General features: G+C 49.3%; 13 protein-coding genes. 8 read left to right on the top strand and 5 right to left on the bottom strand.

Annotated elements, in window-relative coordinates:
• Positions 1–5: 5 nt before the first annotated feature.
• Both MK185_01975 and MK185_01970 read right to left on the bottom strand, forming a co-directional pair.
• Positions 6–266, bottom strand: coding sequence for a hypothetical protein (locus MK185_01975; GenBank protein ID MCH2039389.1), 261 nt, complete (start codon positions 264–266; stop codon positions 6–8).
• A gap of 145 nt (positions 267–411) precedes the next feature.
• On the bottom strand, positions 412–2244 hold the full coding sequence (locus MK185_01970) for a response regulator (GenBank protein ID MCH2039388.1): 1833 nt from the start codon (positions 2242–2244) through the stop codon (positions 412–414).
• A gap of 248 nt (positions 2245–2492) precedes the next feature.
• On the opposite strand from MK185_01970, the gene MK185_01965 reads away from it, so the two are divergent.
• Together MK185_01965 and MK185_01960 are read left to right on the top strand one after the other, a co-directional pair.
• The gene (locus tag MK185_01965) at positions 2493–3038 is read left to right on the top strand and encodes a helix-turn-helix domain-containing protein (GenBank protein MCH2039387.1); all 546 of its coding nucleotides are present in this window, start codon (positions 2493–2495) and stop codon (positions 3036–3038) included.
• Between the two features lie 48 nt (positions 3039–3086).
• Positions 3087–5108: a response regulator gene (locus MK185_01960; GenBank protein ID MCH2039386.1), complete on the top strand. Its 2022-nt coding sequence runs from the start codon at positions 3087–3089 to the stop codon at positions 5106–5108.
• Between the two features lie 38 nt (positions 5109–5146).
• On the opposite strand, the gene MK185_01955 is transcribed toward MK185_01960, so the two are convergent.
• A complete protein-coding gene (locus tag MK185_01955) occupies positions 5147–5548 on the bottom strand; it encodes a hypothetical protein (GenBank protein MCH2039385.1) in 402 nt (133 codons plus the stop codon).
• A gap of 259 nt (positions 5549–5807) precedes the next feature.
• Here MK185_01955 and MK185_01950 point away from each other — a divergent pair, with 259 nt between their 5' ends.
• Together MK185_01950 and MK185_01945 are read left to right on the top strand one after the other, a co-directional pair.
• Positions 5808–6956, top strand: a complete 1149-nt coding sequence (locus MK185_01950; GenBank protein MCH2039384.1) for a 1-acyl-sn-glycerol-3-phosphate acyltransferase — start codon at positions 5808–5810, stop codon at positions 6954–6956.
• Positions 6957–6973: 17 nt separating this feature from the next.
• On the top strand, positions 6974–8119 hold the full coding sequence (locus MK185_01945; protein ID MCH2039383.1) for a hypothetical protein: 1146 nt from the start codon (positions 6974–6976) through the stop codon (positions 8117–8119).
• Between the two features lie 44 nt (positions 8120–8163).
• On the opposite strand, the gene MK185_01940 is transcribed toward MK185_01945, so the two are convergent.
• Positions 8164–8700, bottom strand: a complete 537-nt coding sequence (locus tag MK185_01940; GenBank protein MCH2039382.1) for a YaeQ family protein — start codon at positions 8698–8700, stop codon at positions 8164–8166.
• Between the two features lie 331 nt (positions 8701–9031).
• Between MK185_01940 and MK185_01935 the strand changes: the two genes are divergently transcribed.
• From MK185_01935 to MK185_01920, 4 genes are all read left to right on the top strand, one after another.
• The gene (locus MK185_01935) at positions 9032–10072 is read left to right on the top strand and encodes an amino acid dehydrogenase (protein ID MCH2039381.1); all 1041 of its coding nucleotides are present in this window, start codon (positions 9032–9034) and stop codon (positions 10070–10072) included.
• 44 nt (positions 10073–10116) lie between these two features.
• Positions 10117–11193, top strand: a complete 1077-nt coding sequence (gene pdhA, locus MK185_01930) for a pyruvate dehydrogenase (acetyl-transferring) E1 component subunit alpha (protein MCH2039380.1) — start codon at positions 10117–10119, stop codon at positions 11191–11193.
• A 22-nt stretch (positions 11194–11215) separates the two neighbouring features.
• A complete protein-coding gene (locus tag MK185_01925; protein MCH2039379.1) occupies positions 11216–12220 on the top strand; it encodes an alpha-ketoacid dehydrogenase subunit beta in 1005 nt (334 codons plus the stop codon).
• A 69-nt stretch (positions 12221–12289) separates the two neighbouring features.
• Positions 12290–13438, top strand: a complete 1149-nt coding sequence (locus tag MK185_01920; protein ID MCH2039378.1) for a 2-oxo acid dehydrogenase subunit E2 — start codon at positions 12290–12292, stop codon at positions 13436–13438.
• Positions 13439–13468: 30 nt separating this feature from the next.
• On the opposite strand, the gene MK185_01915 is transcribed toward MK185_01920, so the two are convergent.
• Positions 13469–13933 carry a hypothetical protein gene (locus tag MK185_01915; protein ID MCH2039377.1) on the bottom strand — a complete coding sequence of 155 codons (465 nt, stop codon included), beginning with the start codon at positions 13931–13933 and terminating at the stop codon, positions 13469–13471.
• Positions 13934–13985 lie beyond the last annotated feature (52 nt).

Raw genomic sequence — 13985 nt, 5'->3', positions numbered from 1 at the left:
GGCGATCAGTGCGCCGTTCCCTGGGCATTAATGATGGCCTGTGCATCGGCCAGAGAATGCTGCTTCGGGTCGAGTTGGTTGATCAGGCTGAGACGCTGTTTGGCATCTTCAAGTTCCGCCATTACCAGAGCAAACTGGTTTTGAAAGCCTTCATCAATTGCGTCATACAGTTCCTGTGCCTGATCTTTACTGTTAGCAGCATTCGATTCGCGCAGGGATTTCAGACAGGCTAAGGCAATCTGGTGGTAGGCTTGATCTTTGTTCACTAACGGGCTCCTGATACAACACATAGCCGCCCTGAGCGGCTGTTAAGGCCGACTATCATAACGCAGCAGGTGCTAATGAGAAGAGCTAACGTGTCGGAAAGTGTTAGGGCGCAGACATTCAGCCAGAGCCCATGCAACTATTGGTTTATTGCGCAAACCAATGCAGTTGGTCGGCACTCAGTGGACGAGACAATACATCACCACTGAGCCAGTCAACATTGCTCTGATGGGCGGCAGCCAGGCTCTCAGTGACATTGATTTCCGGAGCGTAAATCAGCAGATCATGATCATGGATACGGTGCAACAGGCGCCGGCTTTGCGGTAGTGATTTACTGTGCCGCATGTTTGATAAAAACTCTGGCGCCAGCATTACCCCTTGAATAGGCAGCGAGAGCACCTGGCGCGAGTTTAGAAAGCTGCGTCCAAAGTTGGCCATAAACAGCTGACAGTTGGCTTGATGAAGCTCCGATCGCAACACCTGTTCATCGTTGTCCTGACATAGAAGCTGGTTTTCATCGAGGATCACAATACTGCGAAGGTCATGCTCGATATTGAAATGCCCTATGGCATCAAGGTAGGCACGGCAGTGTTCGAGAGAAGCCCCCTGAGCGTCAAAAATGACGGTCATATGTCCAGGGTAGCTGGCCCTCCAGGCGGTATTCATCGTGGTCAGCCAGTCGCTCCAATGTTCCGTATCACTGCTGTTCTGAACAGGCTTCAGTGCAACCAGCTCTCCGCGTTGACTAAACAACAGCAGTGCCTGGTGTTCTGGCGCTGCCGGTGAGGTTGCTTTGGCCGCTTCGCTCAGTCGCAACGCTGGCTTTTGCGGCTCCTGTTGCATTGCCTCCGGAATCAACCCCAGCCTCTGACGCAACCATTCGTCCCAATTGAGTCGGTCGTCTCGTTTTTGTTCGATAACGACACCAGGTTGAACGATCAGACGTTCGCCACGGAATTTGATCGGGTCTTGGAAATCATCGCTTATGTGGCGCTGCTGGGCGATTGCAATACCTTCGCGGGCCGGGACCAGAATCAGGAAGACATGCAACTGAGGAGAGTAAATTTCGAATTGCTCGTTGGTCGCAGCTTGCAGACGTTCGTAACAAATAGAAGACAAGTCTTTGTTATCAACCTGTTGGGGGTCAAAACTGACGACCAGTAACTCGAGAGTATCATCGGAATCATGAGCATCACGCTCCAGGCGGTTGAGGTGATGGCTACCGGAGTAACGTTTCAGTTCATCCTTGAAATCCGATGGTGGGCTGATATCGTCGCCAACAAAGCGACACAGGCAGACCCGGAATTGGTCGCTTACGGAAGTGACCGTCATCCAGCTCGGGACCTTCTGTTGGTCCTTTTGCAGAAAATTAAAAAAGCCGAGCCATGAATGATCTGCCTCAACCTGCAGCGTCACTTCCGTTTCTAATTCAACCGGCATGGCTGAAATATGAGGTGCAAACAGATTTTTACCGGTCAGCTGTTGTTCGTTTAACCCCAGTGCTTCACACATTGGACGGTTTACCAGGCGCACAATCCAATTAACATCAGTCAGCAGCAGCGGCTGCTCATCCTGGATCGTATGGCGCAGTAGCTGGGCTTTGCGCAACAGGTGATGTTGTTTTAGCCCCTCTTTGATGTCGCTGGTCAACAGCAGATTGTCCCAGGGCTTAGCGACAAAGCGGTGAACGTCACCGTCACGCCAGGCTTGTTGTAATTCCGGATAATCCACCTGTCCTGACAGCAAAATACGGTAGGTTGCCGGGGATATCTGACGCACCTTACGACACAGACTCAGACCATCGCCCCCCGGCATTTTAAAATCGGTAATCATCAGATGAATATCTTGCTCTTGCAGGATTTCCATCGCTTCAGCGGTGTTACCTGCCTCGAACAAAGTATATTGTTCCGGTCTCAGCATGCGGCGAATAGCCTGCAAAATGCCGACTTCATCATCCACTAGCAACAAATTCCACTGCATAGATCACCTCACTGATCCGCTTGCTTTTATTTAAGACTAGGCTTTATCTGAGCCTGCTGTTCTTATTGTCACCGGTAAAATGTAGCGCTTTGTAAAAGAATGCAACCGCTTGCGAAAATCCTTCAGTTTAAAACGCTACTGAAGCCAGCTTTTTTATATCCCTTTTTCTATTTACGTTTTTTCTCCTTGAAAAGCCTCAGGGCTATCTATACTTGCTTTAAGAGTCATGCAGAAATTGAGAGTGCGCAGTGAGGGATAAACAAGCTTTAACAACCGGAGAGGTCGCCAAATATTGTGGCGTTAATTTCCGGACCGTCATTCGCTGGATTGAGCGTGGTCACCTGGATGCTTACAAGCTTCCGGGGCGCGGTGATAACCGGATCCCGGTCGACAGTTTCGTGAGTTTTCTCAAAGGCAATAACATGCCGGTCCCTGATGATTTGATGATGGGCGGTAAAACCCTGTTGCTGTTGTCAGAATCCAATGAAAAGTCGATTGAAATAGCATCGGTTGTTCGCCGTGCCGGGTGGGATGTCATTGTCACTTCCGATCCGGTTCAGTTTGGCTACCAGATTGCCCAGCATCAACCCGGAGCCATTGCGGTAACCGCTGACCGAGATCGGCATTCGGTTGAAAAAGTCATCAAAGACGTCGAAGGGCGGGACATTATGTGCCTGTGCTTTGATGTTCCGACCAATAAAGAAGCGGCAAACAGTCACAGTTGGATGTACTATAGCTGGCCCCATGATCAGCAGGAGCTGATTAATGGATTAACCAGCGACGTCGCTGCCTGAGTAGCCAATACTCTGGCTGTGCGTGATCAATGACATGAGGCCGAAGCAATGGAACTGATCTGGCAATTGTCAACATTGTTGATTGCGCTTTTGTGTGTCTTCATTGCCGGGTTCTTGCAAAGAGCCCGCAGAGAACTTGAGCAGGTTAATAAAGAGCGTCAGCGTTTTGCCCTGCTTTGGAAACATCTTCCCGATATTGTCACTGAAATCGATTCAGCCGGTCGCATCCTTGATGTTAATCACATACTCAATGGTTACGAACGTGAGAATCTGATCGGTACCCTGAGCACTGAGCATCTTTCCCCTGAATTTGCCCAAGCTTTTCTCGCTCGCCTGAGAAGCGCGGTTGAAAGCCATCAACCGCAATCGTACGAAATGAGTGTCCCGGTGCCTGGCGGTGGCAGAGTGTTGTTGTCGAATCAGTTGGTGCCGGTGGTGGTCGACAATGAGCTGCAGAGCCTGTTGGTAATCAGTACGGACATTACCGAACAAATTAAAGCCAGAGACCTACTGGAGCAAGAGCGTGATGATGCCGATCAGGCGAGTCTGGCCAAGAGCCGGTTTCTTGCCAGTATGAGTCACGAAATCCGGACACCCATGAATGGTTTGCTCGGTATGGTATCGCTGATGGAGCAGACATCATTGAGCGAAGAACAGCTTGGCTTTTTGAAAGTCATTCAATCATCTTCTGATCACCTGTTAGCGGTAATCAACGATATCCTCGATATTTCTAAAATCGAAGCAGAAAAGCTCACCATCGAAGAGGAAGCGTTTAATGTTCGTGCCATGGCGGATGACGTTTTACGTATGGTTTCAGCCAAAGCCAAAGAGAAGTCGCTGGCGTTGCAGTCATTTGTCGAAGATGGCATTCCTGAAGTCCTGGTCGGTGATGCGGTACGAATCCGCCAGATCCTGATGAACTTTCTGACCAATGCGATCAAATTTACCAATCAAGGACACGTGTTATTGCGTCTGGTGGTCGTTGCTCGTCGCGGAGAAACCGTTCATCTGCGTTTTTCGGTGGAAGACACTGGAATTGGGATCGAAGCATCCAAGGCGATGCATTTGTTTGATGAATACACCTTTGCTCATGGAAAACTCTCGACAATGGCAGGCGGTACGGGGCTTGGGTTAAGTATCAGCCGTCGCTTAGCGCAGTTGATGAGTGGCAAAGTGGGTGTGATCAGTTCACCCGAGGTGGGCTCGAATTTCTGGCTCGATCTGCATCTGAAGGTTGCCAGTCGTGAGGAAACGGATGCTAATACCGACAGCACAGTGGCCTTTGCAGAATTACCTATCTGGATTGCCGATGAATTGCGTGTTAACCGGGCACTCGTGGTTGCCGTGGCGCGCGGGTTGGGTGCACCACAACGAGAATTTTCTAATAAAAACGCTTTGTTGGATGCTCTTAAGAATGAATCTCCGGCCATTCTTGTGCTGTCGAAACGCTTGTTTGCGTCTTTGCAGGACGATTGGGAAATATTGCAACGGGCGCAAATCCATATTGCCGTGACTTATCCCGATACCATTCATTTCGACCCAAGTGTTCTGCTTAAAAATGGTGTAAGCGCTTATTGGGATTGGCCCATAGGCCAGAAAAATCTGGAACAATTATTAACAAACATCGCGTTGAATCATGACCGTCAACAGGTGATCAGCCCATACTCTCGGACAGTCAGCCCCGTACCTGATGGTACGGGTGTATTGCAGGGTAAGCGTATTCTTCTTGCAGAAGATAATCCGGTTAACCAGAAGGTCGCCAGTCAGATGCTGAAACGGATGGGGTGTGACACCATCATTGCTGATAACGGTGAGGAAGCGCTTCGGAAACTGCAGTCTGATCGTTTTGATCTGGTATTAATGGATTGTCATATGCCGGTAATGGATGGCCTTGAAGCGACACGCGAGATTCGTCGAGAGATGAATCTGGATTTGCCGGTATTGGCACTGTCGGCGGATGTGATGGCAGAACAGAAAAAAGCCTGTGTAGAAGCCGGAATGAATGACTATCTGTCCAAGCCGGTTAAATTTGACGCGTTACGCCAGGCATTACAGCAATATCTAGCGTAAGACTGGCGTCAATCACGTCGTCTGTCAGGGGATGTGCGTTATAAAACACTGCCATACGGAATATAACGATTATCTGTTTTACCTTTGAGTGCTTTGATAATGTCTTTTTCCGGAAGTTGCTTAGTTTTCTTCAGAAACCGGTAAATCCAGATCGCAGGGTTTTTATCCCGTGCTTCCCAGCCGCTTAACTTCATCTCTGCAACTGTATAAAAAGTAGCCAGATCAAGTCGTTCCTGTTGTTCCATTTCATTGATCACCGTCTGCCACTGATCTTCCGCAAGCTGAATCCAGCTGCGGGCTCGTGCCAGATTCTGTTCATCGATTGCAGCATTCAGATCCGTGGATATTTCCAGTTGCTGGTGCAGGCTGGCCAGCGTTTTCAATACTGTCAAGTCTGGTTCAGTGGTATCACCACCGGCAGGTTGCCACGTATCAACCATTATTAATTACCTTGTTCGCTCTGAGAAAGCGGCAAGGATATACTAAAGCGACTGACCCTGCGAACGGCCCATTGCAGACAATAACCTGGTCAGACTTGTTGTATCTGTATCTGTATCGGTACGTCGTTCAACAAATAAATAGTTATGCTGGTTATTTGTATTGTTGGTTGGTTACTGTAATGGCTATTTGCCCGGTCGGTAAATCCATTGTGCTGGCTGAGATGAAGGGTACGGCCAAATTGGGAATATGAGATGATTTATGACTGACAATTACGCTGACATTCGTCCTTTTAACGATGAAGAGGTGACTACTGTATTGCAGCGTTTACTGACTTCGGATGAGTTATTAGGAGCGCTGTTGAATTACCGCTTCCCATCGTTGCCCGGTATTGTTAAGCCGATCGCAAAGCCGGTATTTTCGGCCCGGGTAAGAAAAGAGTTCTCTCAGGTCGATTCGATAGAGGCGTTTCAGCTGTGGCTGGAACCTAAAATTGAACGTCTGTTACAACGCTCTACCACGGAGGTTGTGGTAGAGGGGCTCGATCAGCTCAATCCTGCAACGCCGTACGCCTGGATCTCAAACCATCGCGATATTGCCATGGACCCCACCATGATTAATTATTCACTGCATCTGGCAGGCTGGCCTACCAGCCGGATTGCGATTGGCGACAACCTGCTGAATAACCCGGACGTAGCCGACATCATGCGGCTAAATAAGAGCTTTATCGTCAAGCGCAGTATCGATAATAAACGCCAGAAATTGCGTGAATTACAGCGTCTTTCCGGCTATATCCGACACTCGATCGAAGAAGGGCAGTCTATCTGGATCGCCCAGCGCGAAGGCCGGGCTAAAGACAATATCGATAAAACCGATACCGCCGTGTTGAAAATGCTGGCACTGCATGGCAGAGAGCGTAAGGAGAGCTTTGCTGAGACCATGCAGGCGCTCAACCCCGTTCCGGTTTCAATTGAGTATGAATGGGACCCTTGCGATCTGATGAAAGCCAAGGAACTGGTCAGTCGCGCCAGTGCCGATGATTATCAAAAAGATGACGAAGAAGATGTGCGTAGTATTCTCACGGGTCTCACCGGTGCTAAAGGTAAAGTAAAAGTTAATTTCGGTACGCCGTTAGTCGCTGAACAATTGCAGGATGCTGATATAATGGCGAACCATATTGATCAGCAACTTCAGAGCATGATTGAAGTGCTGCCGGTACACCATGCGGCGTTATGGTTATTGCAACAGAAGAGTGATCGTTTCAGTCAGCATCGGGTTGATCTCACTCTGAACCTGAGTAAGGACATCGAAGCCCTTAATCAACGTATTGCTGGTCAAAGCAGTGCAGTTCAACAACGGCTGCTGGAAAATTATGCCGCGCCTCTGATACTTGAGGCCACTAAAACCTAACAGGGAAACTCTGTCACATGAGTGTTATCTTTCAGCGCGTCTCAGTAATGCTGATACCACTAATTACAATGTTGTTGGCCGGCTGTCTTGACCTTGGCATCGACTACAGCGATAAAAATCAAACCATCGAGGTCGGACACTACAAACAGCAATGCGATAAAACATCGGCCACATTGTGTTTTGTTACCCGCGAGAATGAAAAGAGCGACTATTCTGTGTTTGAAAATCTGAATGGCTTTTCGTCTTTTCAGTGGGGTAACCGTTACAGTCTGAACGTCGAGACCTCTTTTGATAAAAATGGCAAACCCAACCAATATGATTTTCGTTCTGTTGCCACTGAACAAGCAGACGGTAATGCCTTTGCTTTAACGCTATATACCGCAACGGATATCCTGACGTCTTCCGATCAGACCAATTGGTCATTGGCCGGGGAAGCCAATTTTACGGCTACTGCAGAACAAGGTAGTGCCATCGCGGCAGCCGTCAGCGATAAAAAAGTTATTCAGTTAGAATTCACTGCAGCGAATAATAATCTGACGTTGACTAAGGTAAAGTGTTCAGCTGCAGAAGATAATTTCGCCGCAAATTGTGAAGGAACCAGCACGTCAACCTGGCGCATCGCCCATTTCCAGAGTGATTGTAATCAGTCCAGCGGTAATTTGTGCCTTGTTTATCGCATCAATAGTTCCGATGACTGGGAGTTATTACGCACCGACGATGGCAATATCAGTGATTTTGTACCGGACTGGGGGAAGGAATACGACATTGAAGTGGAAAAAACCGTTAGTAACGGCGGCCAGTTGGTATCTGCAAAATTAAAGACGAACGATGCAACGCCGGAAGATAAACTGGATACTGCCAACAGTTTTGCGTTTATTTTAAATGGAGCATCTTTAAGTAAGTCAAACAGCGATAACAAAATTGCTCTGTATGACGGTGGTCAGGTGATGGCCTGTGATACTCGCTGTGCTGCGATTAATTCTGCGATAGACAGTGATAACCTGTTACTGCTGGTGGGTTATGTGCAGGGAACTGAAATTATTGTTTCAGCCGTTCAATGCGATGAAAATCCGGGAGAGGATTTTGACGATTGTGTGAAAGAGTACAACGATGATACCAGTGGCGACGATTACGACGTCAGCTGGTGGCCGCCTCTGAACTGATGGGTGAGCAGTCTCACCCGTACCGGGTGAGACTGGGATTGCTGTCAGTCGCGTTGACGAAATTCCACTTCCAGATTGTCACTGCCATTGTTCACCCACAATGTACCGTCTTCGATAGTAACCTGCAGTTGCATGCCGCGGCTGCACAATGATGCCAGTTGTTCAACTGCATTTTCCGACAACGATATTACCTGCAGGTTTTTGAACCGAGTCAACTTAGCTGAATTCTGTTGCCACCAGATATTGGATGCATTTTGTTGGTAGTTAATCACAACCACTTGTTTCGCTAAGGCGCTGGCTTTGCGAATGCGTTTCTCTTCGGGTTGCCCCAGTTCGATCCAGTTTTCGATCTCTCCGGTAAGATTCTTTTGCCATAAATCCGGCTCATCGTCATTACTCAATCCACGGCTAAATTCGAGCTGCTCGTGGGCGAATATCGCAAAAGCAAGTATGCGTACCATCATGCGCATTTCGGTTTCGGAAGGGTGTTGTGCAAGGGTCAGGCTGTAATCCTGATAGTGGTGGCGGCTGAGATCAGAAACCGATAATTGGCATTTAAAAATGGTGGCAGACAAGGCCATGAGATGTCCCGAATGTGATAGTTAGGCAGGCATTTTATTACAGCTGACAAGACATTTCAGAGGTTTCGTACATGCATGCAATGGTTGATGGAGCAGTCGTATGGCTAATTGCGCTGTATTCTCAATAAAAATACGTGCCAGTAGTTCCAAGTTTTTTTTCTTAGAAATGCTGGTTTTATTTTTTTAATGTCTAAAAGCCAGATTCCACTTTCCTTTTTGGAGATTTATCCGCTAATTATTAAATCAAGCGCGTTAATTGTATTGATGGGCCAAAAGCCCTTGTCAGTACCAGCAGTGAGACTGCCCATGGCCACAAGCCGGAGGAAACGCTATGTTTAAACGCATGCAAGAAATGCAATGCGAGTCCGTGCATTGCTTCAGTTCTACTCAATCATCCGCATCATTCCGAGCGTACATCGTTTTGCACAACACGGACCGGGGAGCTGCTCTGGGGGGATGTCGTTTGCAGCCCTACAGGAGTGAACAGGCCGCTCTCAATGACGCCATGCGCCTGGCACAGGGGATGAGCTACAAAGCGGCATTAGCCGACATCCCTCACGGTGGTGGTAAATCGGTAATTATTGAACCCCGGCAACCCTACGACCGAAAGGCACTATTCCGCTGGTTCGCTGATTGTGTTGATAGCCTAAACGGTCGTTATATCACCGCAATGGATGCCGGAACTCAGGTTGCTGATATGGATTTAATGGTTAATCGAACCCAGCACGTAGCCAGTCACAGTGCGATTGGTGATCCATCGCCATATACGGCTCAGGGGGTTTTAAACGGTATTCGCGCTGCGTTGGAATTTCGCCTCCATCGAGAAATTCGAGATGCCAGTATCGCGATTCAGGGGTTAGGTCACGTTGGTCTTGAACTGGCGCGATTGTTAATCCGTGCGGGTGCCAAAGTGTGGGTGACTGATCCTAATGTTCAGGCTTGCCACAAAGCCGCTGAAATGGGCGCAACAGTGGTTGAACTGGATGATATTTATCGTCTTCCCGTGGATGTATTCGCGCCTTGTGCTTTAGGGGCTGTTATTAATGCTCAGACTCTACCCCTGCTTAACTGCAAAATTATTGCCGGGTGTGCCAACAACCAATTGGCAGATAACACCATGGGCGAGTCGCTGGTTGCACGGGATATTCTGTATGCGCCGGATTTTGTCATTAACGCTGGCGGTTTGATTTATGCGGCCAGTTGTTATGACCAGCAAAACGCCGATCAGATTGAACGTCGTCTGCAGCAAATTTATTACAGCCTGTTGCGGTTGTTTGTTGCAGCAAACAGTCGTGGTTGTGGTGTGCATCAGATTGCTGTTGATCAGGCCATTCAAACGCTGGCCAGAGATCATCTGAAACTCACTGCTTGAGTGCATCAGATCATTCTTTCTGTGTTCGCTTTGGAGGCAAGGTTATGAATTCGTATGCAGCTAACCCCGGCATGGTGCAGTATCTCGGCAGCGATGGCGTCCCCACAAGAGAAGTCCCTATGTGGGCCCATGATATGGAATATCTGGTGAAAGCCTACGAGTGGATGATGTTAACCCGCACTTTTGACCAAAAGGCCGTGGCATTGCAGCGCACTGGCCAGATTGGCACGTATCCATCGTGTTTGGGTCAGGAGGCCATGGCGGTCGCATGTGGTATGGCGCTGGATGATAGCGACGTACTGGTACCGTATTACCGCGATCACGGTGCTCAACTGGTGCGTGGTTATAACCTGCATGAATTACTGCTTTATTGGGGCGGAGATGAACGCGGCAGTAATGCGGGACCGGTTCAGGATATGCCGATTTGTGTCCCGATTGCTACCCAGGCCGGACATGCCGTGGGCATTGCCAGTGCGATGAAAATTCGTGGCGAGCAACAGGCCGTATTGTGCTCTATAGGCGATGGTGGCTCCTCCAAAGGTGATTTTCTTGAAGCCCTGAATTTGGCCGGTACCTGGCATTTACCCGTGGTCTTTATCATCAATAACAACCAATGGGCGATCTCCGTTCCGCGTCATTTACAAAGCGGTGCTGTGAGCCTGGCGCAAAAAGGTATCGGCGCTGGAATCCACAGTGTTCAGGTGGATGGTAATGACCTGATTGCCATGCTGGATGTGGTCCAGGATTCGTTAGAGCGCGCCCGGGACCGAAAAGGTCCAACACTGATCGAAGCGATCAGTTACCGTCTTGGCGACCATACCACGGCCGATGACGCCAGCCGTTACCGTGATCAGCAAGAAGTAGAATCCGCCTGGCAGCGCGAACCTATGTTGCGCATGCGCCAGTTTCTGCAGCACCAGGGTGCATGGAACGACACCATGGAACAACGCTGGCAGGATCATTGCCATACCGCCGTCAGCAAAGCCGTTGAGCAGTATCAGGCGGTTCCGCCTCAACCGGATGAAGCCATGTTTGATCATTTGTACGCCGAGTGGCCGGGCAATCTTGATGATCAGCTGGACCTGTTTGCAGCCAAACAAAGCCGGGATTCGGGCCAATAAATCAGGAGATAGGAGCAGAGTGATGAATAGTGTTAATACAGTTCAGACTCAGGATCTGACCCTGGTCGAAGCGGTCAATCTGGCGCTTCACCATGCGATGAAACACGACGATTCGGTGGTGATGCTGGGTGAAGATATTGGTGTTAACGGTGGTGTCTTCCGCGCAACCGTTGGCCTGCAGCAGGCGTTTGGTCAGCAGCGGGTAATGGATACGCCACTGGCAGAAACCCTGATTGCCGGTACTGCGATTGGTATGGCGGTGCACGGTTTAAAACCTGTGATGGAAATTCAGTTTATGGGATTTATTTTTCCAGCGATGGAGCAGCTGGTGACTCATGCGGCGAGAATGCGTAACCGCACCCGGGGGCGCTTGCATTGCCCGATGGTGATTCGTGCGCCATTTGGCGGCGGTATTCATGCACCTGAACATCATTCAGAAAGTACCGAAGCCTTATTCGCGCATATTCCTGGCATTCGCGTTGTGATTCCGTCCTCACCTAAACGGGCTTATGGCTTATTGCTGAGCGCAATAGATAGTCCGGACCCGGTGTTATTTCTTGAACCGAAACGGATTTATCGTGCGGTAAAACAACCCATTACCGATGACGGTGAACGGCTGCCCTTGGATCGCTGTTTTATTTTGCGAGAGGGCACCGACATTACCCTGGTGACCTGGGGCGCCTGTGTACAAGAAACTCTGGAGGTTGCCCATCAATTAGCGCAACAAGGCATCAGTGCGGAAGTGATTGATGTGGCGACGGTTTCACCGTTGGACATGGCCAGTATTCGTACGTCAGTGGAGAAAACCGGTCGCTGTGTGATTGTTCATGAAGCGGCTCGTTCAGGAGGTATTGGTGCTGATATTTCGGCACAACTGGCAGAGCACAGCCTGGAATATTTGCAAGCGCCGATAAACCGGGTTACCGGGTTTGATACGCCAATGCCGTACTTTCGTCAGGAAGATCTCTACATGCCCAATGCAGCAGATGTGATGGCGGCGGCGCAGGCCACATTCAATTATCGCTAGCAAACCAGGGTGAATTTATGATCTTCGATAGGCAGAAAACCGATGTAATAACAGAGCAGGGGATAGCCGATGCGTTACTTTAAATTACCCGATTTAGGTGAAGGTTTAATGGAAGCCGACATCGTTGAATGGCATGTCGCAGAAGGAGATGAAGTGCAGGTTGATCAGTTACTGGTATCGGTCGAAACTGCCAAAGCTATTGTCGAGGTGCCATCTCCTTGTGCCGGGAAGATCCTTCATCGTTTTGGTGTCGAAGGCGATACGGTAAATATCGACGAACCTCTGGTGGAGTTTATTACCGATGAGGAGTCTGACCATATTGCTACCGTCGAGTCTTCTGCAGACAGTGGCACGGTTGTGGGTGATATCCCGCAGGCGCAATCCGTGACTCAGGATCAGTTTTCGTTAGCTCCCCAGGCTTCGGTTGCAGAAAAAGTCAAAGCAACGCCCAGTGTCCGGGCATTAGCAAAACGCCTGAACGTCGATATTCAACAGGTTGTCGCTACCGGTCAGGAAGGGCGTATAACCGCCGACGACATTGAAAAATCCAGTCGTTTAAATCAGCAGCATGGCAGTGGTGAGCGATTAACCGGCGTGCGTAAATCCATGGCGAAAAATATGGCCATGGCACATCAGCAAGTGGTTCCGGTTACTTTGTTTGATGAAGCGAATGTCAGCCAGTGGAATGATGGTGAAGATACTACGGTGAGGTTGGTTCAGGCGATTGCCTATGCCTGCAGCCAAGAGCCGGATTTAAATGCCTGGTTTAATGGCGAACAATTAACCCGGCGATTAATCGAAAGAATTGATTTGGGCATTGCGGTAGATACCGAGCACGGTTTATTTGTACCGGTGCTACGTGATGTGGCTAACCGCTGCGCCGATGATTTGCGCGCCGGATTAAATCATCTGAAAAAAGATGTTCAGGCGCGAACCATTCCGCCAAAAGAATTGCAGGGAGCTACTTTTACCTTATCCAATTATGGCGCGTTGGCAGGGCGTTACGGCACACCGATTGTGGTGCCGCCAACGGTAGCGATTTTAGGTGCCGGGAAAGTCATTGAAAAACCCATGGCTCAGCTCGGAGAGTTATTCGCCGGTAAAGCGCTGCCGTTATCGCTGACCTTTGATCACAGAGTGGTCACCGGGGGTGAGTCTGCCCGTTTTATGGCGGCAGTGATTAAAAGTTTGCAGACTGAGCCGGATATTGATGATTAGATTTTATCCAGGTAGCCGTTTACAGTGAACTCAGGCGTTCTCTCTGGCCCACACTTCCAGCATTAACCGCACACGGTCTTCACACATTTGTTGCGACAGTTGCAATTGGTCGCGTACTTCTTCGATGCTAGACCTGTCCTGAACATCATCGAGATAATCATCAATCTCCAGGCTGACATCACGACCGCAACCTTCATACAACTTTTCAAGCAACAGTTCACAGCGCTCGCGGTCGTCTGTGGCAACCCGGGGTTGTTCCAGGTCATGCTCTAACTCGCGCAAAACGGAATAACAGGTTTCACCACGTTGATAGAGAGTGTCCTGATTAATACCGTGCAGATCTTCCAGGGCGAAATCCCAGTCATCCCAGTCGTCTTCTGGCTGAATCATGGTGGTTTTGATGCTGCCGTCGGCCAGTGACCAGGCGATCGCAATCGGGTGGGCCTGTTCTTCCCAGGAGCTGCCGTCAACGGCAAGAAAGTGTGGATATTGCATAACAGACCTCAATATTAGTTTTACGCGGTTTACAGATGAGCGCAATGTAAGG

It is taken from the genome of Saccharospirillaceae bacterium (genome assembly GCA_022448365.1).
Taxonomy (GTDB): Bacteria; Pseudomonadota; Gammaproteobacteria; order Pseudomonadales; family Oceanobacteraceae; genus Bacterioplanoides.
Note: the sequence above shows the minus strand (reverse complement) of the source record. Positions and strands in the feature narration are given on the sequence as shown.

Coding starts and splice junctions, on each gene's coding strand:
- MK185_01960 (MCH2039386.1), top strand. CDS start 3,087: ATGGAACTGATCTGGCAATTGTCAACATTGTTGATTGCGCTTTTGTGT.
- MK185_01970 (MCH2039388.1), bottom strand. CDS start 2,244: ATGCAGTGGAATTTGTTGCTAGTGGATGATGAAGTCGGCATTTTGCAG.
- MK185_01925 (MCH2039379.1), top strand. CDS start 11,216: ATGAATAGTGTTAATACAGTTCAGACTCAGGATCTGACCCTGGTCGAA.
- pdhA (MCH2039380.1), top strand. CDS start 10,117: ATGAATTCGTATGCAGCTAACCCCGGCATGGTGCAGTATCTCGGCAGC.
- MK185_01920 (MCH2039378.1), top strand. CDS start 12,290: ATGCGTTACTTTAAATTACCCGATTTAGGTGAAGGTTTAATGGAAGCC.
- MK185_01915 (MCH2039377.1), bottom strand. CDS start 13,933: ATGCAATATCCACACTTTCTTGCCGTTGACGGCAGCTCCTGGGAAGAA.
- MK185_01950 (MCH2039384.1), top strand. CDS start 5,808: ATGACTGACAATTACGCTGACATTCGTCCTTTTAACGATGAAGAGGTG.
- MK185_01945 (MCH2039383.1), top strand. CDS start 6,974: ATGAGTGTTATCTTTCAGCGCGTCTCAGTAATGCTGATACCACTAATT.
- MK185_01935 (MCH2039381.1), top strand. CDS start 9,032: ATGTTTAAACGCATGCAAGAAATGCAATGCGAGTCCGTGCATTGCTTC.
- MK185_01940 (MCH2039382.1), bottom strand. CDS start 8,700: ATGGCCTTGTCTGCCACCATTTTTAAATGCCAATTATCGGTTTCTGAT.
- MK185_01955 (MCH2039385.1), bottom strand. CDS start 5,548: ATGGTTGATACGTGGCAACCTGCCGGTGGTGATACCACTGAACCAGAC.